Source organism: Solibacillus palustris (assembly GCF_022549215.1).
Classification (GTDB): domain Bacteria; phylum Bacillota; class Bacilli; order Bacillales_A; family Planococcaceae; genus Solibacillus; species Solibacillus daqui.
In genome coordinates this window covers 324,654-346,601 of sequence record NZ_JAKZFC010000003.1, presented here as the reverse complement: position 1 = coordinate 346,601, position 21,948 = coordinate 324,654, and the positions used below count along the sequence as shown (strand labels likewise).

General features: G+C 38.5%; 18 protein-coding genes and 1 other annotated feature. Of the genes, 12 read left to right on the top strand and 6 right to left on the bottom strand.

Annotation, left to right across the window (positions count from 1 at the left end):
- The first annotated feature begins 131 nt into the window (after positions 1-131).
- Complete coding sequence (locus LZ480_RS11095) at positions 132-641, top strand: DUF948 domain-containing protein (RefSeq protein ID WP_241369492.1); 510 nt, start codon at positions 132-134, stop codon at positions 639-641.
- 34 nt (positions 642-675) lie between these two features.
- A complete protein-coding gene (locus LZ480_RS11090) occupies positions 676-1,161 on the top strand; it encodes a YtxH domain-containing protein (RefSeq protein WP_241369491.1) in 486 nt (161 codons plus the stop codon).
- An 85-nt stretch (positions 1,162-1,246) separates the two neighbouring features.
- Here LZ480_RS11090 and LZ480_RS11085 read toward each other — a convergent pair whose 3' ends face one another.
- Entirely contained in the window at positions 1,247-3,403 is a 2,157-nt protein-coding gene (locus LZ480_RS11085; protein WP_241369490.1) for a cell division protein FtsA, read from the bottom strand.
- A gap of 179 nt (positions 3,404-3,582) precedes the next feature.
- On the opposite strand from LZ480_RS11085, the gene LZ480_RS11080 reads away from it, so the two are divergent.
- The 3 genes from LZ480_RS11080 to ccpA all read left to right on the top strand — a co-directional run bounded on the left by LZ480_RS11080 (position 3,583) and on the right by ccpA (position 6,602).
- Entirely contained in the window at positions 3,583-4,668 is a 1,086-nt protein-coding gene (locus tag LZ480_RS11080; RefSeq protein WP_241369489.1) for a bifunctional 3-deoxy-7-phosphoheptulonate synthase/chorismate mutase, read from the top strand.
- 271 nt (positions 4,669-4,939) lie between these two features.
- A complete protein-coding gene (locus LZ480_RS11075; protein WP_241369488.1) occupies positions 4,940-5,371 on the top strand; it encodes a MarR family winged helix-turn-helix transcriptional regulator in 432 nt (143 codons plus the stop codon).
- 232 nt (positions 5,372-5,603) lie between these two features.
- On the top strand, positions 5,604-6,602 hold the full coding sequence (gene ccpA, locus LZ480_RS11070) for a catabolite control protein A (RefSeq protein WP_241369487.1): 999 nt from the start codon (positions 5,604-5,606) through the stop codon (positions 6,600-6,602).
- Between the two features lie 104 nt (positions 6,603-6,706).
- Here ccpA and LZ480_RS11065 read toward each other — a convergent pair whose 3' ends face one another.
- The 4 genes from LZ480_RS11065 to LZ480_RS11050 form a co-directional block, all read right to left on the bottom strand.
- On the bottom strand, positions 6,707-7,120 hold the full coding sequence (locus LZ480_RS11065) for a universal stress protein (RefSeq protein ID WP_241369486.1): 414 nt from the start codon (positions 7,118-7,120) through the stop codon (positions 6,707-6,709).
- A gap of 206 nt (positions 7,121-7,326) precedes the next feature.
- A complete protein-coding gene (locus LZ480_RS11060) occupies positions 7,327-8,490 on the bottom strand; it encodes an acetoin utilization protein AcuC (RefSeq protein WP_241369485.1) in 1,164 nt (387 codons plus the stop codon).
- Entirely contained in the window at positions 8,487-9,134 is a 648-nt protein-coding gene (locus tag LZ480_RS11055; RefSeq protein ID WP_241369484.1) for a CBS and ACT domain-containing protein, read from the bottom strand. The genes LZ480_RS11060 and LZ480_RS11055 overlap by 4 nt, the downstream gene beginning before the upstream one ends.
- Before the next feature lie 25 nt (positions 9,135-9,159).
- Positions 9,160-9,792 carry a GNAT family N-acetyltransferase gene (locus LZ480_RS11050; protein WP_241369483.1) on the bottom strand — a complete coding sequence of 211 codons (633 nt, stop codon included), beginning with the start codon at positions 9,790-9,792 and terminating at the stop codon, positions 9,160-9,162.
- 164 nt (positions 9,793-9,956) lie between these two features.
- Between LZ480_RS11050 and acsA the strand changes: the two genes are divergently transcribed.
- The 5 genes from acsA to LZ480_RS11025 all read left to right on the top strand — a co-directional run bounded on the left by acsA (position 9,957) and on the right by LZ480_RS11025 (position 16,034).
- On the top strand, positions 9,957-11,684 hold the full coding sequence (gene acsA / locus LZ480_RS11045; protein WP_408641613.1) for an acetate--CoA ligase: 1,728 nt from the start codon (positions 9,957-9,959) through the stop codon (positions 11,682-11,684).
- A 182-nt stretch (positions 11,685-11,866) separates the two neighbouring features.
- Positions 11,867-12,901 (top strand): N-acetyl-gamma-glutamyl-phosphate reductase, encoded by a 1,035-nt coding sequence (argC, locus tag LZ480_RS11040; protein WP_241369482.1) that lies wholly within the window; start codon positions 11,867-11,869, stop codon positions 12,899-12,901.
- A gap of 16 nt (positions 12,902-12,917) precedes the next feature.
- Positions 12,918-14,141: a bifunctional ornithine acetyltransferase/N-acetylglutamate synthase gene (gene argJ / locus LZ480_RS11035; RefSeq protein ID WP_241369481.1), complete on the top strand. Its 1,224-nt coding sequence runs from the start codon at positions 12,918-12,920 to the stop codon at positions 14,139-14,141.
- Positions 14,104-14,880: an acetylglutamate kinase gene (gene argB, locus LZ480_RS11030; RefSeq protein ID WP_241369480.1), complete on the top strand. Its 777-nt coding sequence runs from the start codon at positions 14,104-14,106 to the stop codon at positions 14,878-14,880. Before argJ ends, argB begins: the two co-directional genes overlap by 38 nt.
- A complete protein-coding gene (locus tag LZ480_RS11025; protein WP_241369479.1) occupies positions 14,877-16,034 on the top strand; it encodes an acetylornithine transaminase in 1,158 nt (385 codons plus the stop codon). The genes argB and LZ480_RS11025 overlap by 4 nt, the downstream gene beginning before the upstream one ends.
- A 50-nt stretch (positions 16,035-16,084) precedes the next feature.
- Here LZ480_RS11025 and LZ480_RS11020 read toward each other — a convergent pair whose 3' ends face one another.
- Entirely contained in the window at positions 16,085-18,970 is a 2,886-nt protein-coding gene (locus LZ480_RS11020; RefSeq protein ID WP_241369478.1) for a transglycosylase domain-containing protein, read from the bottom strand.
- A 102-nt stretch (positions 18,971-19,072) separates the two neighbouring features.
- Positions 19,073-19,276 (top strand) — a binding site (T-box leader).
- Positions 19,277-19,352: 76 nt separating this feature from the next.
- Here LZ480_RS11020 and tyrS point away from each other — a divergent pair.
- On the top strand, positions 19,353-20,624 hold the full coding sequence (tyrS, locus tag LZ480_RS11015; RefSeq protein ID WP_241369477.1) for a tyrosine--tRNA ligase: 1,272 nt from the start codon (positions 19,353-19,355) through the stop codon (positions 20,622-20,624).
- 109 nt (positions 20,625-20,733) lie between these two features.
- Positions 20,734-21,909 carry a PstS family phosphate ABC transporter substrate-binding protein gene (locus LZ480_RS11010; protein ID WP_241369476.1) on the top strand — a complete coding sequence of 392 codons (1,176 nt, stop codon included), beginning with the start codon at positions 20,734-20,736 and terminating at the stop codon, positions 21,907-21,909.
- Positions 21,910-21,948 lie beyond the last annotated feature (39 nt).

Here is a 21,948-nt window from a genome sequence, read left to right as displayed (position 1 = left end):
TTGTGTTTTATTCCAAGTTTGAATGGGGAATATGTAAATGTAGACAAAATTGTCATTCGATTTATAGAAAAGGGATTGTCTTATTTTTTGTTGAATGTTTAAATTGAATTAGATAGAGGAGGTCATATTGGATGGAAGTAGTGCTTTATATTGCAGCACTTGTGGCAGCAATCGGCTTTTTAGTCTTATGTATAAGTATTGGTATGACGCTGTTTTCATTAAAGAATACATTAAATTCAATCGCGGGAACAGTAGCAGGAATTGAAGGGCAGCTAGAAGGCATCACACGTGAAACAACGAGCCTACTAACAAAAACGAATGCTCTAGCAGATGATATTTCGGATAAATCAGAGAAATTAAACTCTGTTATTCATGCAGTAAAAGGTGTTGGTGATTCAGTCAATAGCTTAAATAGCTCGATACAAAAAGTCACTTCATCGATTTCTACAGAGGTTCACAAAAACGAAGAAAAAATTGCACAAGTTGTTCAATGGAGCAATGTTGCGATGGGAATTGCTGACCAATGGCGTCAACGCAAGCCGATTAACCAAGATGACATTGTCTATACAAGTACCAAAACAAATGAAACACCTCCAGCGATGGAGCCAAAGCAAAAATTTGGATTTTTTAAACGTAAATAATTATTAACTTTATGACACAAGGGGGAGATTTGTTATGACGGTAGAACAACCAGTAAATTACAACACAACTCAAGATTTTAAGCAAATTAACGACGCCATTTATGGGGATGATAAAATTCACGCAAAAGATTTTATTATTGGTGCATTAGTCGGTGGCATTGTCGGAGCAGCAACGGCCTTATTACTTGCACCAAAAGCAGGTAGCGAATTGCGTAGTGATGTAGCCATTCAAGCGGTAACACTTAAGGATAAAGGGATTGAGCTGTCGGGAACAGCGAAGGAAAAAACAGTACAACTATCATCACAACTTAAGGAACAATCTACAACAATTGTAGAAAAAGTAAAATCAAAAACGGCAAAACAAGCACCGATTTTGGATGATGGTACGGTCTCCTCTGAGGGTGAAGAACCACTTGGAAATGAGTACGAAGCAATAATCGATGGAATTGCTGAAGAAGAAGCAGCACAAGTCACACAAGCCGATGTTGCAAACTCAACACGCCATACGGATGTAGAATAATAAAAACGGCTCTCAAGCATTTTGAGAGCCGTTTTTAAATGGAAAATTGCGGAGAAAATTATTTATTTACTTTTGCCTCTAATTTTTATTGTGAAACGGTTTGTTCAGATAATTCGATTTCTAAACGGTCACCGCCGAAAATTTCAGCATCAAACATTGAAGGTTGTCCATTTCGTAAAATCGTAAATGAACCTTTAAATGTGGTTGGAAGCTGCCACGTTGAAAAGCGGAATACATCTTGGTAAATCCATTTGCTCATGTCTTTTTCTAAAATTTTAATTGTTGCACCATTCGGTACGGTTGAGCGGCTCTCAACAACATGACCATTGACGAAAAATTCGCGGGCTTGCTTCATGAGCTCTACCTGTTCATTTTGGAAGGTTACGACCACTTTTTCTTCTAGTAATATATCCAAATGTGCAGCAATTTGATCAGCTGTAGGTAAAGAGCTTTGTTCAAAAGTGATTATATCGCCATTTTGAACAGGGTAATTAATTTTAACTGGTTTGCCGTTTATCGAAGGCTGTGATGAAAACTCAGGCAAGTATAATGGCTTGCCTTCGATATGCACACAATAGGAGTTAAATTGCTGGAGCTGCATTAAATTATTTGTGTGCTTAAAGGCATCTTCTATTGTTTCAATTGATTCGACCATAACAACATCGCGATCCACTAAAGCCGTATCTAAGTTAACGATGGTGCCATTAACGTGGACTCTTGGTTCAATCATATGCAGATTTTCTTGAATGGTGATCGACTTGATTGTGGCTCCATCTATAATTTCTCGGACAGATACTTTTGCATCGGCACCATCAAGGCCTGGAATAAGGTCGATTTTATCACCGCTCTTAATTTGTGTTTTTGTCGATGCGGCTTCACCATTCACTAAAATTTGAGCAGCTTGGCCATGTTCGCCTGGCACAAATATACTTTGACCATTTACCGTAATTGATAATCCGTGTCCTGGTTTTCCATAAAGTTGCTTCGCACGAATATTTGCGGCTAAAAATGCATCGCCTACAGTCATTTCTTTTAGCTCAAATAACCGAACGACTTGTTCATTTACTGTTAAAGACATGTAGTGAACGGGTGCTTTTTGAGCTGCAATGGCAATTCCAATAGGTGTAACAAGTTCAGGAGTTGGTTCAATATGCTCGGCACGCGTTAAGTTTTGAATAGCATTGACGTCACGTACAGCTACTCGGTTTGTTGGTAATTGTAGAATTTTGCAAATTTCTTCAGGTAGGTTTGGTGTTAAACTACCACCGCCAACAAGCATCACCGCTTTTGGTGCAATCTGGTTATTTAAACGTAAAATCTCTTCCCCGATTGATTTTGCTAAGTTTTCAATAGCGGGGTATATTGCTTGTAACACTTCTTCACGGGGGAAGTATTGGTCAAAGCCTAAAATATCTTGAATTAAGATTTCATCATTTGTATGCATTTGTCGCTTTGCTGTCTCGGCAATCGGGAAGTCGAGTAAATAATGGTCACTTAATGCCTCGGTAATTTCATCACCAGCAGTGGGTACCATCCCATATGCTACTACAGTGCTCTTGTCGGTAATCGCGATATCGGATGTCCCTGCGCCAATATCAACAAGCGCAACATTTAAACGACGCATTGTTGGTGGAATTAATACATTAATAGCCGCAATTGGCTCTAAGGTTAAAGCCTCCATTTCTAAATCCGCACGTTTTAATGCGGCAAGTAATGATTCGACAACGACACGTGGTAAAAATGTAGCGATGACTTCAACTGTTGCTTCATCGCCTTGCTGATCAAGAAGACTACCGATTTCTTCACCATCTAAACGGAAATGTAGTACCGAATAACCTACACAGTAATAATGGTTATTTTTTGCATCTCCTTTTTGTTGAAGAAGCTGTTGTTGAGCTTGCTGAACCGCTTGAAGTTCTAAGCGGTTAATATCCTCTTCAGTAAAAATTGGACGATTTTTTATTGAAATTGTAACGCTTGCTTGCTCAGTTTTTAAAGCACGACCTGCTGCGGCTACACTTACTTTTTGTAAATGCCCATGCACCTGTTCTAATTCGGCTTTAATTTCTTTGATGAGTTCTGCAACGTATAAAACATTATGTATTTGGCCGTCTACCATCGCACGTTCTTTATGTTCTTTTACTAAAATATCGGATACATGGTATTGGTCTCCAAGTTGTTCTAGAATAATACCTACAACTGAACGAGTACCGATATCAAGCGCAAATAATTTATTGGTCATTTGAAAACGCTTCCTTTCTAACTATTTCCGTAATTAACTTTAGCGAGTTGAAGCGCTAAATTAAAAATGCGTGACAATTTGGTGCGAGTTGATTATAATAAGCTTATTATTTAAAAATGTATCATACTTTTAAGTTATCTTAAAGTGCCGGATACGCAAAGAAGAGGGGTAAGAGGAATATGAGTCAACAAGATTTAGAAGGCTTACGTATCCAAATTGACAGCTTGAACTTGGATATCTTACGTTTAATTAACGAACGTGCTGCTGTCGTAGAAGAAATCGGTAAAATTAAAGAAAAGCAAGGCGTAAACCGTTACGATCCATTACGTGAGCGTCATATGCTTGATTTAATTAAGAAAAATAACAATGGTCCATTAAATCAAATGACGGTTGATTATATTTTCAAACAAATCTTCAAAACGGCTTTAAAACAACTTGAAGCAGAAAAGAAAAAAGAATTACTTGTTTCACGTAAGGAAAAGTCAGAAGATACTGTCATTAATGTGAACGGTGAGCTAATTGGTTCAGGTACACCTTCTTTTGTATTCGGACCATGTGCGGTTGAGTCATTCGAGCAAGTTGCAGCAGTTGCTGCTACAATTCAAGAAAAAGGTTTAAAATTAATTCGCGGTGGTGCATATAAACCACGTACATCACCATACGATTTCCAAGGATTAGGCTTAGACGGCTTAAAAATCTTAAAAGAAGTATCTAAAGAATATGGCTTAGGCGTCATTACAGAAATTGTAACACCATCTGATTTAGATCATGCTTTAGATTACATTGATGTTATCCAAATCGGTGCACGTAACATGCAAAACTTTGAATTATTAAAAGCTGCAGGTGCAACGAACAAGCCAGTATTATTAAAACGTGGTTTAGCAGCAACAATCGATGAGTTCATTCACGCTGCTGAGTATATCATGTCAAAAGGGAATGAAAACATCATTCTTTGTGAGCGCGGTATTCGAACGTACGAAAAAGCGACACGAAACACATTAGATATTTCAGCTGTACCAATTTTAAAACAAGAAACGCATTTACCAGTAATGGTAGACGTAACACACTCTACAGGTCGTCGTGATTTATTATTACCATGTGCAAAAGCGGCAATCGCGATCGGTGCAGACGGTGTAATGGCTGAGGTGCACCCAGATCCATCTATTGCGTTATCTGATCAACAACAACAAATGGACATCCCAACGTTTAATGCATTCTACAATGAAATTTTAAAATTCATGAAGCAATACGAAGTTTCAAAATAATATAAACAATCCCTCTGATGTTTATTAGAGGGATTGTTTTATTTTTGAAGAACATAATAGTGAGAGCAAAATGTGAAAGGTTTATAGGTAAATGGGTTACTTGTAAACCATTTGTGTTTTACAATGGAATTAGTTCGAGAATTGGTAGTGTTATTTAATGAAATTAATAGATAAAGTTGTTATTATTATAGGCACTGATACATCATTGGCCAAATCATTATGGTTGATGGTTGTTCGGTATAATAACAATAATAATTCTGTGAGCTAGGGAGTGCTTTCTATCGCTAATGAAAATATTTTTCAATTGATCCACATGATTGATCAAATGAATAGTGAAAACATTATCAAATTTACAAAAAAATTTCAGTATCCAATCGGTATTTCTCCAATTTTAGTATTATTAGAATTAAGAGATAATGAACAACTAAAACAAGTGGAATTAGCAGATCGTTTAGGCTACACGAAAGGTGCAATGACAAGTATTGCGAATAAGCTTGTTACGAATCAGTTAGCGGAGCGAGTATTTGATGAAAACGATCGTCGCATAATTCGATTGTGTATCACGGAAAAAGGGAAACAAGCTTTAATTGAAGCTAACAAAGTAGGGAAAGAAATCTTTTTAGATTTGTTTTCAGCATTAACATCTGAAGAAATTGAACTATATTTATCTTTACAACAAAAGATTCTCAATCGACAAGAATAAGCTCACCATGAAGGACTGTGCGTAAAGAGATTAACTTTCAATACAGTCCCTTGCTAACTTGTACTAAATTTGATTATATGCAACACGAGTTGTTCATAATAATAGGAGAAATCTAGTAAATTACTTGGTTTAAGATTGAAAATGGAAATGAAAGTATTATATGATGATGTTATACATAAATATGGGTTAGGCCATCATTTATTGAATTTACAAGTTAAAGGGGGAGATTAGTTTGACTGTCACAATTTACGATGTTGCACGTGAGGCTAATGTTTCGATGGCGACAGTATCACGCGTAGTAAACGGAAATCAAAATGTTAAGCCAGCAACTAGAAAAAAAGTATTGGAAGTTATTGAACGACTCGAATATCGTCCAAATGCGGTTGCACGTGGGCTAGCGAGTAAAAAAACAACATCAGTAGGAGTCATTATCCCTGATATTTCAAACAATTTAAATGCTGAGCTTGCACGCGGCATTGAAGATATTGCAACAATGTATCGCTATAACATTATTTTAGCAAATTCAGACCAAAATGAAGAAAAAGAGCTGTCATTACTTGATACAATGCTTGGCAAACAGGTAGATGGTATTGTAATGATGAGCGAAGAAGTAACTGACAGCATTCAACGTGCAATTGAAACATGTCCGGTTCCTATTGTGCTAGCAGGGTCAATATGTGAAACGGAAGAAATTGCATCGGTTAATATCGATTATTACACAGCAGCAAAAGAAGCAGTCCAACTATTAATTAGCAACGGACACTCACGTATTGCTTTCGTATCTGGCCCACTGCAATATACGGTGAATGGTCAACATAAGTTAACGGCTTATAAAGATACATTAGCACAGGCAAATATCGAAATTAATGAAGCGTTAATCGTAGCAGGGGATGGCTCTTATGATGACGGCTTAGAAACCTGGGCTACATTGGCCGCACTTGATGTACCACCAACGGCAATTTTTGTTGGCAATGATGAATTAGCGATTGGTTTAGTTCACGGTATTCAAGATAGTGGTAAAACGGTGCCTGGTGATGTTGAAATCATCAGCTTTGAAAATTCAAAATTAGCGCGAATGGTACGCCCACAGCTTACAAGTGTTGTATTGCCACTTTACGATATCGGCGCGGTAGCAATGCGATTACTGACGAAGTTTATGAACAAAGAGGAAATAGATGAGAAGCATGTCATCTTGCCTCACCGTGTGGAACAACGCGATTCAAGTAAATAAAGGAGCTACGCAAAAACGCTCCTCATGATCAGCCTTGTGCTTTCCTTCATTTTCGGCGCAAAGGGGACAAGCCAGAATTACTATTGGTTGTCCCCTTTTTTGAATTATTTAACTAATAAAGTGGAGCAGTTTGCGTTTTTTGTTACATAGGTGCTTACGCTACCGAATACCATTTCTTGCATTGGGTTTAAGCCACGGCAACCTATAACTACTAAGTCTACTTTTTTGTCGTTTGCATAGTTTGAAATCATACGACCAGCTGGGCCGTGTACGATTGTTAATTTGAAATTTGGGTGATTTGCTTGGATGTATTCTTGTTCTTGTGTTAATTTTTGAGCATATTCTGCTTCTAAATTGTCTAAAGTACCTGCATGTACAGCTTGCGATGTAATACCTTCTGTTGGAATGACAGAAAATAGTTCAATGAACGATTCTTCAGAAGCAATTTTTACGGCGTCCTGTGCTGCTCGTAATGAATTTTCAGAACCGTCAACAGCTAGTAAGATATGTTTATACATAAAAAAACCTCCAATCCGTTAATAAGATTATTATAGTTCATTTTTTCAGTATTTGCTGTGAAAAACAAACGAACTTTAGATAAGTACAACCTCTCGTGAAAATAGCACGAGTGCTTGTCGTATCTTATGTGGATTACACCGAAAAACTTAATATATTCCAATCAAAAAACTATGCAAACTTGTAAAAGACTGCATAGTTACTACACTTATATACGATTTTTCTCTGAACGAACCATATGTAAAGCTTTTTCTAGCATTTGTGCATTTTTTTCCTCAATTTCAGCTTTACGTGGAATAGCCTCGTATAATGGGTGGGGATCTTCCCATGTTGGAATGAATGGTACCGGTGATTCTACTTGCCATTTTTCTAACCATGCTTGGGGAAGAGGACCAGTTGGCGCTTGTTGATCGGTCATTTCTGTCCAAATATAGCTCCAAGCGCGTGGTACAACACGCCAAATATCGTAACCACCACCACCAACTGCAATCCATCGTCCATTACAATATTCATGTGCTAATTTATGTGCAAGTTTAGGGATTTCTTTATAAATATTCATTGTGCCATACAAATGTGTAAGTGGGTCAAAGTAATGTGCATCTGCCCCATTTTGTGTCAACACAACATCAGGCTTGAAAAATTCAAACACTTCACGCATGGATTGCTCATATACTTGTAAAAAACTTTCATCTTCAGTGAAAGCGTCAATCGGGAAATTAAATGATGTTCCATAACCTTCACCATTGCCACGTTCGGTAATGCTACCCGTACCCGGAAACAAATAACGACCTGTTTCATGAATGGAAAGGGTGCACACATTTGGGTCATCGTAAAACGACCATTGCACGCCGTCCCCGTGATGAGCATCCGTATCGACATAGAGAACGCGTAAGCCGTATTTTTCTTGTATGTACTTAATAGCTATACTGCTATCATTGTAAATACAAAATCCTGATGCGCGCCCGCGAAAGCCATGGTGTAAGCCTCCACCAAGATTAATAGCGTGCTCGGATTTCCCTTGTAGCACATAGTCGACAGCTTGTAGGGTACCACCAACTAGCAGTGCACTTGCTTCATGCATGTTTGTAAACATCGGTGTATCTTCTGTACCAATGCCATACGGCGCACCTTGTAAAGAAGTGAGTTCACCGTGGCCTGCCTTTTTGACGATTTCAATATATTGTGTGTCATGCGCAAGTGCGATTTCTTCATCGGTTGCCATGCGCGCAGGTACGATGTCATCATCGGATAACGCATCGATATTTTTAAGTAAATCAATAGTTAAGTGTAAGCGTTTATGATTAAACGGGTGAGTGTCCGAAAATTTGTAATTGAGCTGATCTGGCGAATAAATAAAAACAGCTTTTTTCATAGTGTTACGCCAGGCACATGTGGCCACAGGACGTCGTAGTCTTGATTTCGTAAAGCTTCAATAATTTGTAGTGGGTTAATTACTTGTAATCGGACACTTAAAATCTTAGTTGTTTCACTTTCACCATCTGGATAGACGAGTAAACTTAATACATTGGCCTTATTTTCATGAAATATTTTTGTAATTTCAAACAATATACCTGGACGATCATCGACACGGATATCAATTTTAGAGCCCGGTTGATTTGTACCTGTTAATTCGATATACGTATACAGTAAATCGGTTGTTGTCACGATTCCGATCAATTCGTTAGCTGAAACAATCGGTAAGCAGCTAATTTTAGATTCATAAAATGTGAGTGCGACTTCTTCTACAAAATCGAGTGGATGGCCAACAAGTGGATTTTTCGTCATAACTTCTTCAATTGCCGCATCGTAAATAGTGGAATTTGGCTCTTCTCTTAGGCACGAAGGAAGTGCTTTTTTTATGTCATGGTCTGTAATGATTCCTACTATCTTTTTTTCATTATTAATAATTGGAACATGACGGATATTTTTTTCACGCATTAAGCGCACGGCGTCACGTACAGAGTTTTTTGGCGTGAGCGTATGTAATTCCCTTTTCATAATTTCTTCGACAATCATTTTATAATCCCCCTTGTGATAAGAATTAATACATGAAACGATTTCTAAAGCGCAGTTTGTCAAAACGTTCAAGCGTATCTGTATCAACACGTGCCCCCACACGTCCCATTAAACAGTTCGCAGGATGAGAGGTAATTTCAGGGTCATCCGTTGCATAGTATTCAAACTTGGCAGATGTCATCATGCGCTCCATCATATTTCGATAATCCCACACTGTAAGACCCGTCCCTTTTAAATCCCAATGCCAATAATACTCAGTTGTAATGACTAAATAATCCTCCATTGTATCGTCCATAAACGATACCTCCAATAATTTTTTCCCTGCACCTGTGCCACGAAACGCAGGAATAACTTCAATTGCACCGAGCTCAATCATATTTGGAATACGATCTTCTGCCCACCTTTCAAGCGGATCCGGATACAAATACGTCACATAACCGACAACTGTTTCGTCTTGTCGGATGACGATAATGCGACCTTCCTCTAACTTTGCAATTTCTATTAGCGCCTCGTGTTGCTGATGTGAAGGCCTAAATGCTTTTAAATCTTCGTGTAATGTATACGAAGCAAGCCTTGTAGAAGGAACAGGACCTTCTACTAAAACTTTACCATGCCTCGTTTCGAATTCAAGGCAATAATGATTTTTCACATGATTCATAGTCACACCACCTGCTTATGATATTTCCATTATACTCTATTTTATGTTAAAAAAAGCTTAAATTTACGGTCAATATCTTAATTAAGTGAAAATTTAAAAAACTTTTGCCTATTATAGTACAGTGTTGTAAAATTGGTGTATGTTATATAGAAGGGGGATTTTTCATGGGGATGAAAACGATGGAGAAATTAGCTGTGATTCCAGGGGAGCATAATTTAAAAAATTATGAGGAAACAGCTAACACACATGACTGGGAAAACACTGAAAAGGCATTTTCTTGGTATGAAACAGGTAAGGTCAATATTGCATATGAAGCAATTGATCGTCATGTGGATACAACACAAAAAAACAAAGTTGCACTACATTATAATGATGGGACACGTAAAGAAGCATATTCATTTGAAGACATGAAGAATTATTCAAACAAAGCTGCAAATGTCATTAAGGATAAATCGAAATTGCAAAAAGGGGATCGCATTTTCATTTTTATGCCTCGAACGCCGGAGCTTTATTTTAGCTTATTGGGCTCACTGAAAATTGGCGCAATTGTTGGTCCACTGTTTGAAGCATTTATGGAAGGTGCGGTATATGATCGTTTAGCTGATAGTGAGGCGGTAGCACTTGTGACTACACCAGCACTATTAAGTCGTGTTCCACTGGATAAATTGCCACATTTAAAAACGGTTTTTTTAGTTGGCGATGATATTGAAGAAACAGCAAACATTATCGATTTTAATAAGCATATACAAGAGGCATCTGAGAACTTTGACATTGAATGGGTTGATAAAGAAGATGGCTCTATATTACATTATACATCGGGTTCAACAGGGGCACCTAAAGGAGTACTGCATGTACATTATGCAATGGTGCAACAATACCAAACAGCACAGTGGGTATTGGATTTAAAGAAAGATGATGTTTATTGGTGTACAGCAGATCCGGGGTGGGTTACTGGAACAGCATATGGAATTTTTGGTCCATGGTTAAATGGCGTGACCAATGTCATCGTCGGTGGGCGCTTTAGTCCACAAGCTTGGTATAGTGCCATCCAAGAATATGGCGTAACAGTATGGTACAGTGCTCCGACTGCATTCCGCATGTTAATGGGGGCAGGACCAAATGTCATTAGTCAATATGATTTATCGTCACTTCGTCATGTATTATCGGTTGGGGAGCCGTTAAATCCAGAAGTAGTACGATGGGGTGTGGAAACATTATATCATCGTATTCATGATACGTGGTGGATGACTGAAACAGGTGGGCACATGATTTGTAATTATCCAACTATGACTATTAAGCCAGGTTCAATGGGTAAACCAGTACCAGGTGTTTATGCAACAATTGTTGATGACTCAGGCAATGAAGTGCCTCCATTTACAATGGGGAATTTAGCGGTGAAAAAGGGTTGGCCGGCAATGATGCGTCAAATTTGGGGCAATCCAGAACGCTATGAATCTTACTTCTTAAAAGGAGAATGGTATGTTTCGGGGGATTCTGCTTATATGGATGATGAAGGCTACTTTTGGTTCCAAGGGCGTGTTGATGATGTGATTATGACAGCAGGTGAGCGTGTTGGTCCGTTTGAGGTTGAAAGTAAATTATTAGAGCACCCTGATGTAATTGAGGCAGGGGTAATCGGTAAGCCTGATCCAGTTCGTGGTGAAATAATTAAAGCATTTGTTTCTTTACGCGAAGGTGTAGAACCAACTGAAGAGCTAGAATCCGAAATCCGTGACTTTGTAAAAACAGGGCTTTCAGCGCATGCAGCACCACGTGAAATCGAATTTAAAGAGAAGCTTCCAAAAACACGGAGCGGTAAAATTATGCGCCGAGTGTTGAAAGCATGGGAATTAAACCTACCAACAGGCGATCTTTCTACAATGGAAGACTAAGTTCAAAAGGCAAAGCTACGATAATGATAGCTTTGCCTTTTTTATTTGTATGTATATAAAATAAATTTTAGAATTATCTATAAATATATAAAAATACAGTTGACTAAATATTTATACATAATTATACTTAGTTTTATCTTTTATTTAAACTAACGTACGAAATGAAAATTCGAGGTGACATGATGAAGGTAGGTATTATTGGTGCAACAGGCTATGGCGGTTTAGAAATGTTGCGCTTTTTGCATAACCATAAAGAAGTAGAATCGATCGGTTTATTTACATCATCTGAGGAAGGCACAATTTTTTCAGATAAGTTTCCCCATTTAACAGACCTATACAATGTACCGTTACAAAAAATTGATTATGATGCATTGGCAAAATACGATGTAGTGTTTGCAAGCACGCCATCTGGAGTATCAAGCAGCTTATTTCCTCCACTTGTTGGCTTAGGTCCAAAACTGATTGACTTGTCAGGTGACTTCCGATTAAAGGATTTAGAGAGTTACAATTATTGGTATAAAAAAACACCAGCACCACAAGAAGCCGTTAACAAAAGCGTTTATGGCTTAACCGAATGGAATGAACATGCGATTCGCCAATCGGAATTAATCGCCAATCCAGGCTGCTATCCGACAGCTGTGTTATTGTCGTTATTGCCACTACTAAAGCATAAATTAATAGATCCAAATTTTTTAATAATTGATGCGAAAAGCGGCATTTCAGGTGCAGGTAACAAGCCATCACAAACGTCACACTTTAGCGAAGCGAATGAAAGCTTCTCGATTTATAAAATTAACGAACATCAGCATATACCAGAAATTGAACAGGCAATTGGCTTATTTGCAGGTGTCGATACAAAAATCACATTTAATACACATTTAGTACCGATGACGCGCGGTATTTTAGCAACTTCTTATGCGCACGTAACAGATGGTGTTACGCAGCAACAATTAATTGATTGTTTAAATGAAACGTACAAAAATCATCCGTTTGTTCGTGTTATCCAAGATGCGAATGCAGTTGGTACAAATCAAGTAAAAGGTTCTAACTACTGTGATATTTACGTCAAGCTTGATGAACGAACAAAGCGCGCAACAATCATTGGGGTGATTGATAACTTAGTTAAAGGCGCGGCAGGTCAAGCGATTCAAAATATGAATGTTCAATTCGGGTATCCACAACAAACAGGTTTACAACTTGTACCATACTTTATTTAATTAGGGGGCAATATCAATGGCATCAACGATTGAAATGAAAAAATTATCGAGCAAAAATATCGTATCACCAAAAGGCTTTACAGCAGCAGGTGTACATTCGGGTATTAAGCATAAGAAAAAGGATTTAGCAATATTAATTAGTGAAGTTCCAGCGAGTGTAGCAGGTGTATTTACAACAAATGCTGTGCAAGCAGCGCCAATTAAAGTTACAAAAGAAGTTGTTTATTATACGAAAAAAATGCAGGCAATGATTGTTAACTCAGGCAATGCCAATGCTTGTACAGGCAAGCAAGGTTTAGCCGATGCGTATGAAATGCAAAAACTTGCAGCAGAAAAATTAGGCATTGATGCGAGTTTAGTAGGGGTAGCATCAACAGGTGTAATCGGCGAAATTATGAAAATGGAGCCAGTCAAAAATGGTATGGCATTACTTCAACCAGATTCAAAACTAGAAAACGGCATTGATTTTGCACAGGCAATTATGACAACAGATACGGTGATGAAAAATACAACGTATGCAACGGTTATTGATGGTAAGGAAGTTTTAGTATCTGGAGCAGCAAAAGGTTCTGGTATGATCGAGCCAAATATGGCAACAATGCTTGGATTTATTACAACAGATGCCAATATCGAATCAGATGAATTACAAAAAGCATTATCAAGCGTAACAGACTGCACATTTAACTCTATTACAGTTGATGGTGATACATCTACAAATGACACAGTTGTTGTGATGGCAAACGGTTTAGCGGGGAACGAGTCATTATCACCAGCACATCCAGAATGGGAAAACTTCTATACAGCATTACGTCTTGTTGCAGAAGACTTAGCAAAATCAATTGCACGCGATGGGGAAGGTGCAACGAAACTAATCGAAGTTGAGGTAGAAGGTGCGATTTCAGACGAAGAAGCACGTAAAATCGCGAAAACAGTTGTCGGCTCACCTCTTGTAAAAACAGCAGTGTTTGGTTGTGACGCAAACTGGGGGCGTATTATTGCCGCTGTTGGTTATTCAGGTGCAACGGTAGATCCAGAAAAAATTACAATTAAAATCGGTGCCGCGACAATGGTTGAAAATGGTGAGCCGATTAATTTCTCGGAAGAATTGCTTATTGATATTTTAAAGCAGCATGAAGTGAAAATTTATGTGTCACTTGAAGTAGGAGAGGGACACGGCTTTGCATGGGGGTGTGATTTAACTTATGACTACGTTCAAATCAACGCATCTTACCGCTCGTAAAATGGTGATTAAGCTTGGAGGTAGTACGCTAGAAGGTCTAAATGAGGCCTTCTTTCGCAATTTCAAAGCCTTACAAGCACAAGGAATTCAACTAATTATTACGCATGGTGGTGGGCCAGCGATTAACCGTGAACTTGCGGCTGCTGGGATTACTTCGCACACGGTAAATGGCTTACGTGTCACTAGCGAAGAAATGATTGATATTGTACAATCGACATTAATTGGTAAAGTAAACCCTGCGCTTGTACACGAGCTTCATGCTGCCGGCATAACGGCAATTGGATTAAATGGTTTTGATAACGCACTTTTAACAAGTGATTATTTAGACTTTACTACCTATCAATACGTTGGTGAAGTGAAGCAAGTGAATGTGGATATTTTAAATATGTTAACTGAAGCAGGTGTTGTGCCGGTCATTGCCTGTATTGGGGCTACCGAAGATGGTCAAGCGCTTAATATTAATGGTGATACGGTAGCAAGTGAAATCGCGCTTGCAGTTGGAGCAGATTGTTTACTTCTTGTAACGGACGTTGCAGGTATCCGTATTAATGACGAGTATCAAACCGAAGTAACACCAAGACTAATTAACTGCTGGATTAGCGAGGGCCATATTTACGGTGGGATGATCCCAAAAGTACAAGGAGCGCTAAATTGTTTACAAGCCGGTATTCCATCTGTCCAAATTGTCAATGAAACGTTAACAGGTACGACGATTAAAAGTGAGGAGCTAGTTAAATGAGTGCATTATTTCAAAATTACGCAAGAAGACCTTTCGCAATTGTTGAAGGGAAAGGAACAGAAGTTTTTGATACAACAGGTAAGCGTTATTTAGATTTTACAAGTGGTATTGCAGTTTGTAGCTTAGGGCATGCCCACCCAGCAATCGTAGAAGCCATTAAAACCCAAAGTGAAAAGCTATGGCATATTAGCAACTTATTTGAAAGTCCAGGACAAGAGCAACTTGCGGCATCGTTAGTAAAGGATATTCCATTAGATTATGCTTTTTTCTGTAACAGTGGTGCAGAGGCAAATGAAGCAGCAATTAAGCTAGCACGTAAGCATACAGGGAAGCATAAAATCATCGTATTTGAACAAAGCTTCCACGGTCGTACATTTGGTGCGATGAGTGCAACGGGGCAAGATAAAGTACGTCAAGGTTTCGGCCCATTAGTAAGTGAATTTATTACACTTCCGTTCAATGATGTGGAACAATTGAAAGCCGCGGTTGATTCTGAAACAGCAGCCATTATGCTTGAAATTATTCAAGGTGAAGGTGGCGTTAATAGTGTAACAGAAGAGTTCGCACAAGCAATTGCGGATATCCAGGTAAACTCAGATGTATTAGTCATTGTCGACGAAGTGCAAACAGGTATCGGTCGTACAGGTACACGCTTTGCCTTTGAACAAACAGCGATTAAACCAGATATCATGTCCATGGCAAAAGGGCTTGGTGGCGGATTCCCAATCGGTGGTATTTTAGCGAAAGAGAAATTTTTCAATACATTTAGCGCGGGTACACATGGTACAACGTTTGGTGGTAATCCATTAGGCGTTGCAGTAGCACAAACAGTCATTAACAACGTATTCGACGAAGCGTTTTTACAAAATGTGCAACAGAAGTCTGCCTATTTTGTTGAAAAACTACAGCAAGCATTCCCTGAAGAAAAATACACGATTCAAGGGAAAGGCTTAATGTTAGGTCTTGGCTTAGGCGGAGAAAATGTAGCCCCGTACGTAATGGCGTTAGATGAAGCGGGGTTATTAACGGTAGCAGCAGGTCCAAAAGTGATTCGTTTATTACCTCCATTAACGGTGACGGAGCAGGAAATTGATGAAGCTGTTGGAAAATTGCAAGCAGTGATAAAAAATAGCAGAATCGAAGTGGATAAATAAAAAACGCCCGAGTTCAAATTTGAGCTCGGGCGTTTTTGATCATTTTGAAGTTATTCTATAGTGTCGGTTGTGTCGTCAGGATTTTCACCAGAATCCGGTGTTTCCTCAGGGCTTGGGTTTTCTGGATTTTCCGGGTTTTCCTTAGGTGTCGACGTATCTGGATTTTCTTCAGGAGCTGGTGGTTCTGGAACCTCGATAATTTCACCGACTTCATTTGAAACGGTCGATTCAAAGCCGCTAATATCCACAGCTTTCACTACATAGCGTACACCAGGTGAAACGTTCATTTGTAACCCATCAGAAGCTTTAATTGAACGAACAAACGATATACCGCCATCTGTAACACTATAAACGCGATAACCTACTACATCATTTGAAGCGGAGGCTGTCCAAGTTAAAGAACCATTTGCCAACTTAGCCCAAACTGCTTCAGGTGCTTGGCTATCGGCATTAAACGGTGCCCCAGCAACAATCCCATTTCCTGAACTGAACGGTAATAATTTGGCTGAATCGCCACCTAATTTGCCTAACATACGATCAATGAAGCTTTGGTTAAGTCCGAAGCCATTCATTTGTACGAATTCTGTAGGTGTTGTAGGTAAAGCTGCATATGTGCTTCCATTGATAACAACCGTTGTTGATGAAACGAAACTGTCATCTGGCTGTGTTGGTAAAAATACATTTTTATTAAATAAATCTGAACGAACTAGACCGGCATTATCACAAGATGTGGATGGTGCTAATCCTGAAATACCGCAGAATGATTTGGTCACAACACCCTCAGGCTGCTTGAAGGTTTCTTTCGTCCCGATATATTCAGGGTTAAGATCATAAAGCGCATTTAAATACTTGGCCCATAATCGGTTGACACGATTACTTGGATGCTGATAGCGATTATTGAATGCATATAGCGTGCGTGGTTGGTCATAACCTAGCCATACACCGATTGAAATATTTGGGTTGTAACCTACTAACCATACGTCTTTATGGTCTTGCGTTGTCCCTGTTTTTGCAGCGAAGTCAGATGAGAATTTCAGTTGGCTCTTACCTAATGTAGCTGTCCCGCCTTCTTTTAATACACCGCGAAGCATATCTGTCATCATATAAGCTGTTTCTGGTGAAAATACTTCAACTGGCTCAGCTTTATGCTGGTAGATGATATTACCATCTAAATCTTCAATGCGTTCAATCATATAAGCATCGATAAATTGACCACCATTTGCAAAGGTTGCATAGGCATTTGTATTTTCTTCAACAGTCGCTCCATATGTTAACCCACCGATTGATGTTGAAAGATTGACATAGTCACCTTCTGTTAACTTAGAGAAGCCCATTTTTTCTAAAAACGTTGCAGGGCGTCGATCTAAAATGGAATCATATAGACGTAATACTGCTAAGTTTTGAGAAGAAGCTAATGCTTGGCGCGCAGGAATAATACCTAGCTCTTGTTTTGGATTGTAGTTGACTGGTTCATAGTCGTCATATTCACGTTTGAATTTGACATCGACAACCGGGCTACCGGCACCAATAACACCATATTCTAATGCAGGTGCATAAGCTAATAATGGTTTCATCGTCGAACCGTTTGAACGGTATGCCTTTGTTGCGTGATTTAGTTGTTCTAGCTCATGATCACGTCCGCCTACAAAGCTTAAAATTTTTCCTGTTTTGTTATCAATGACTATACTACCTGTTTGTACAGGGACATCGACTTCAACTTCTTCACCAGTTTCAGGGTCTTTTTCTTTTTTCTTATAGGTTTGACCGTAAAGTGTGTAATCCTGTGTAACTTGTTGCATTGTGTCGTACATATCTTTATCAATTGTTGAATAAATGCGGTATCCACCAGAACGTATTGTTCGGTCGGCCAAAATTGTGTATTTATCTTTTAAGTTTGACTCTTCTTTTAAACGGGCAGGGTCAATGCCGTCTTTTTCAGCAAGCATTTTCGCAAAAATTTCTTTCGCACGTTCTTCTAACTCAACAGTTAACCATGGATATTTATCTTCTGGACGTTCTTCGGGTTCTTTAAAATCTTTTTTAATATCATAGTTAATGGCTTCGTTGTATTCTTTTTCTGTAATATAGCCAACTTCTAACATACGGAATAGTACCGTTTTCATACGGTCGATACCATGCTGCATCCCTTCATCGCTTTTTATCTCACCCTTATTTGTAAAAGGTGTGTATTTAAACGGTGCTTGAGGAATTCCCGCAATGTAAGCCGATTGTGGTAAGTTTAGCTTAGAAGCACTAATTCCAAAAATACCTTGTGCGGCTGTTTCAATCCCCGCGATATTGCGACCGGATGAGTTACGTCCATATGGAATGATATTTAAATAAGCTTCTAAAATTTCTTCTTTTGACATGAAGTTTTCTAAGCGGTAGGCAAGTAAAATTTCCTTTGCTTTACGCTCATAAGATACCTCATTCGTTAGAATTTGGTTTTTAATTAATTGCTGTGTAAGTGTTGAACCACCTGTTTGCGTTGACGAATTTGTTACGTCTTGTAACAGACCACGAAGTACGGCTTTTGGTACAATACCAGGGTGCTCGCGGAAGTATTCATCTTCTGTTGCAAGTACAGCATTAATTACGTTTGGGGATATATTTGCTAGTGATGTTTCACGTCGGTCTAAATCCGTTCGAATTTTCCCGATATAAATATCATTCGCAAAGTAAATTTCACTTGTTTCTTCATAGCTAAAAATTTGTTCACGCATTTCTTCTTTGGAACGTAACGGCTCGTCCTTTACTAATGATGCAAAGTAACCAAAGCCAATCCCGCCGACTAAAATGACAACGGTCGTAATTAAAATAACTGCTAATAATGAAAGGTTCCAAAATACGTCACCTGTCATTCTTACATAACGCATTGGTTTTGAAGAAGCAAGGGTTTCGATTTTTTCATTTAATTGATCAAGCCATTTTTTCACATCATCGCCCTCCTAAAATCTTGTTTATTATAGCATATTTGTTATATAAACGAATATAATTATTGACATCATCCGAATTCTAAGTAAAATAGAGATTATAAATTTCAAGCATTGAAGAGTTTGCAGTAGTAAAAACGTTCCCTGATTTAGAGAGCTAGCGGTTGGTGAAAGCTAGACATAACGCTTTTATGAATTACGTTCTTGGAGCTTGTACGCATCGTCAGCGATATAGACGCTTAAAGTGGAAGAAAGTTTTTTCTTCAAGCTGGGTGGTACCGCGTTAAATGACCATTTGACGTCCCTGCATGCAAGTTTGCATGTAGGGGCGTTTTTTATTTCCTTACAATGCAAATGTGAAAACATGTAAAAGGAGAGAATGACAATGACAAACGAATTATTACAAGATTTAGAATGGCGCGGTTTGTTATACCAACAAACTGACGCAGAAGGTATGGAAAAATTATTAAACGAACAAAAGGTTTCGTTATACGTAGGGGTAGATCCAACAGCAGATTCAATGCATATTGGTCATATCGTACCATTACTGACATTACGTCGCTTCCAAAAAGCTGGCCATACACCAATTTTATTAGTTGGTGGTGCAACAGGTACTGTAGGTGATCCATCAGGTCGTTCAGAAGAGCGTCAATTACAAACAATGGAGCAAGTTGAGCAAAACGTACAAGGTCTTAAAAAGCAAATGGAACGTTTATTTGACTTCTCATCTGATAATGAAAATGGTGCAGTATTAGTTAACAACAATGATTGGGCGGGTCAAATGACGTTAATCGATTTCTTACGTGATTACGGGAAATTGATTAATGTAAATTACATTTTAAATAAAGATACTGTTGCTTCTCGTTTAGATTCGGGTATTTCATTTACTGAATTTGCATACACATTAATTCAAGGGATGGACTTCAATCACTTATATGACAACTACAATGTGCGCATCCAAGTCGGTGGCTCTGACCAATGGGGGAACATCACAACTGGGTTAGAAATGATTCGTAAAACGCATGATGAAAACGCAAAAGCATTCGGTATTACAATTCCACTTGTAACAAAAGCAGATGGTACAAAATTTGGTAAAACTGCAGGTGGCGCAGTATGGTTAGATGGCAAGAAAACATCGCCATACGAGTTCTACCAATTCTGGATTAATACAGCCGATGCGGATGTTGTGAAATACTTAAAAATCTTCACATTCTTAAGCCGCGCGGAAATTGAAGCTTTAGCTGAAAGTGTTGAAGCAGAAGCACACTTACGTAAAGCACAAAAAACATTAGCTGCTGAAATGACAAAGCTAATTCATGGCGAAGAAGGTTTGGCACAAGCTGAGCGTATTACAGCTGCATTATTCTCTGGTGATTTAAAAGCATTATCAGTTGATGAAATGAAAGTTGCATTTGCAGGTGTTCCTTCAGTAGAAGTGGCAAAAGAAGATAAAAACATCGTCGATTTAATCGTAGAAGCAGGCATTTCTTCTTCGAAACGCCAAGCACGTGAAGATGTAACAAACGGTGCGATTAGTGTAAACGGTGAAAAAATTACGGATTTAGAATATATAATCGACGGGAAAGACCGTTTAGAAGATGCATTCGCGATTATTCGTCGCGGTAAGAAAAAATACCATATGGTGAAATTCGCATAATTTTATTATAAGATGAAAACACTCCAAGTCATTTGGGGTGTTTTTTTGTATTTGAGAGGGGATTTTTGGGGAGAAAGGGAATGTTCATATTAAAGAGAGGGGGTATGTTATGGATATAGGGCAAATCATTTTACGTATTATTGGGCTAGTCGTTATTGGAATAGTGCTAGCAATCGGTACGATTTTTTTGTTGTTAGTCGTGTCATTAAACGGTGGATTTTATTACGAATCATTTATTATTGTTGTAGCAGTTGTAATTTTTATGTTTGCTATTTTGATGATGTTCCAGTTTTTTACGACGAAAAAAAGAAAGCAAGCAGTTGCAGTGCTTGCTGCTATCACACTACTGATCGCATTTATTACACCGTTTAAGGAGATTTATAAAAATCAAATTCCGACTGTTGATGCCGAGGTGGATGTTTATCAATACATGCCGTTTACAGAGGGCAATCAGGTGACGAAAATGGACCGTGAGGCGAGCGTACAGCTACAGGAGCCATTACCAATTATCGATGGTGCAACGGCATTTTACCCGCTTTATGCTGCATTTACAGAAACCATTTATCCGAAGAAAGACTATCAACCATATGATAGCGAGGTAATGGTCAATAAAACACCAGCTGCCTATAAAAATTTAATAGATGGTCATGTCGATTTAATTTTTGTTTTGGCCCCGTCTGAGCAACAAATCAATTATGCAAAAGTAATGGGTGTTGAGCTGAAATTAACGCCAATTGGCAAAGAGGCATTTGTATTCTTTGTAAATGCTAAAAATAATATTGATGGATTAACACTCGATCAAATTAAAGATATTTATGCAGGAACCATTACGAATTGGTCGGAAGTAGGCGGTAAAGATGGAGACATTCGGGCATTTCAGCGACCACAAGACAGTGGCTCACAAACCGCTTTGCAAAATCTAATGGGTAACAAACCGATTATGGAAGCGCCAACGGAAAACATTGCACAAGGTATGGGTGGCATTATTGAAGAAGTGTCAAAATACCGTAATTACAAAAATGCAATTGGTTATACATTCCGTTATTATTCGAATGAAATGGTCAAAAGTGATGAAATAAAATTGCTTGAAGTAGATGGTGTTGCGCCGACTGTTGACATGATTCGCAGTGAAGCCTACCCAATAACGAATGAATTTTATATTGTCACAACGCAGAATAGTAATCCTCAAGTACAACAAATTATTGATTGGGTAACGTCAACGGAAGGGCAGCAGCTACTAGAAAAGGCGGGCTATGTTCCTATCACTTCTACTACTACACCATAACTTTGTTATTCAATAACTTTGAATCACCAGAAAGATATT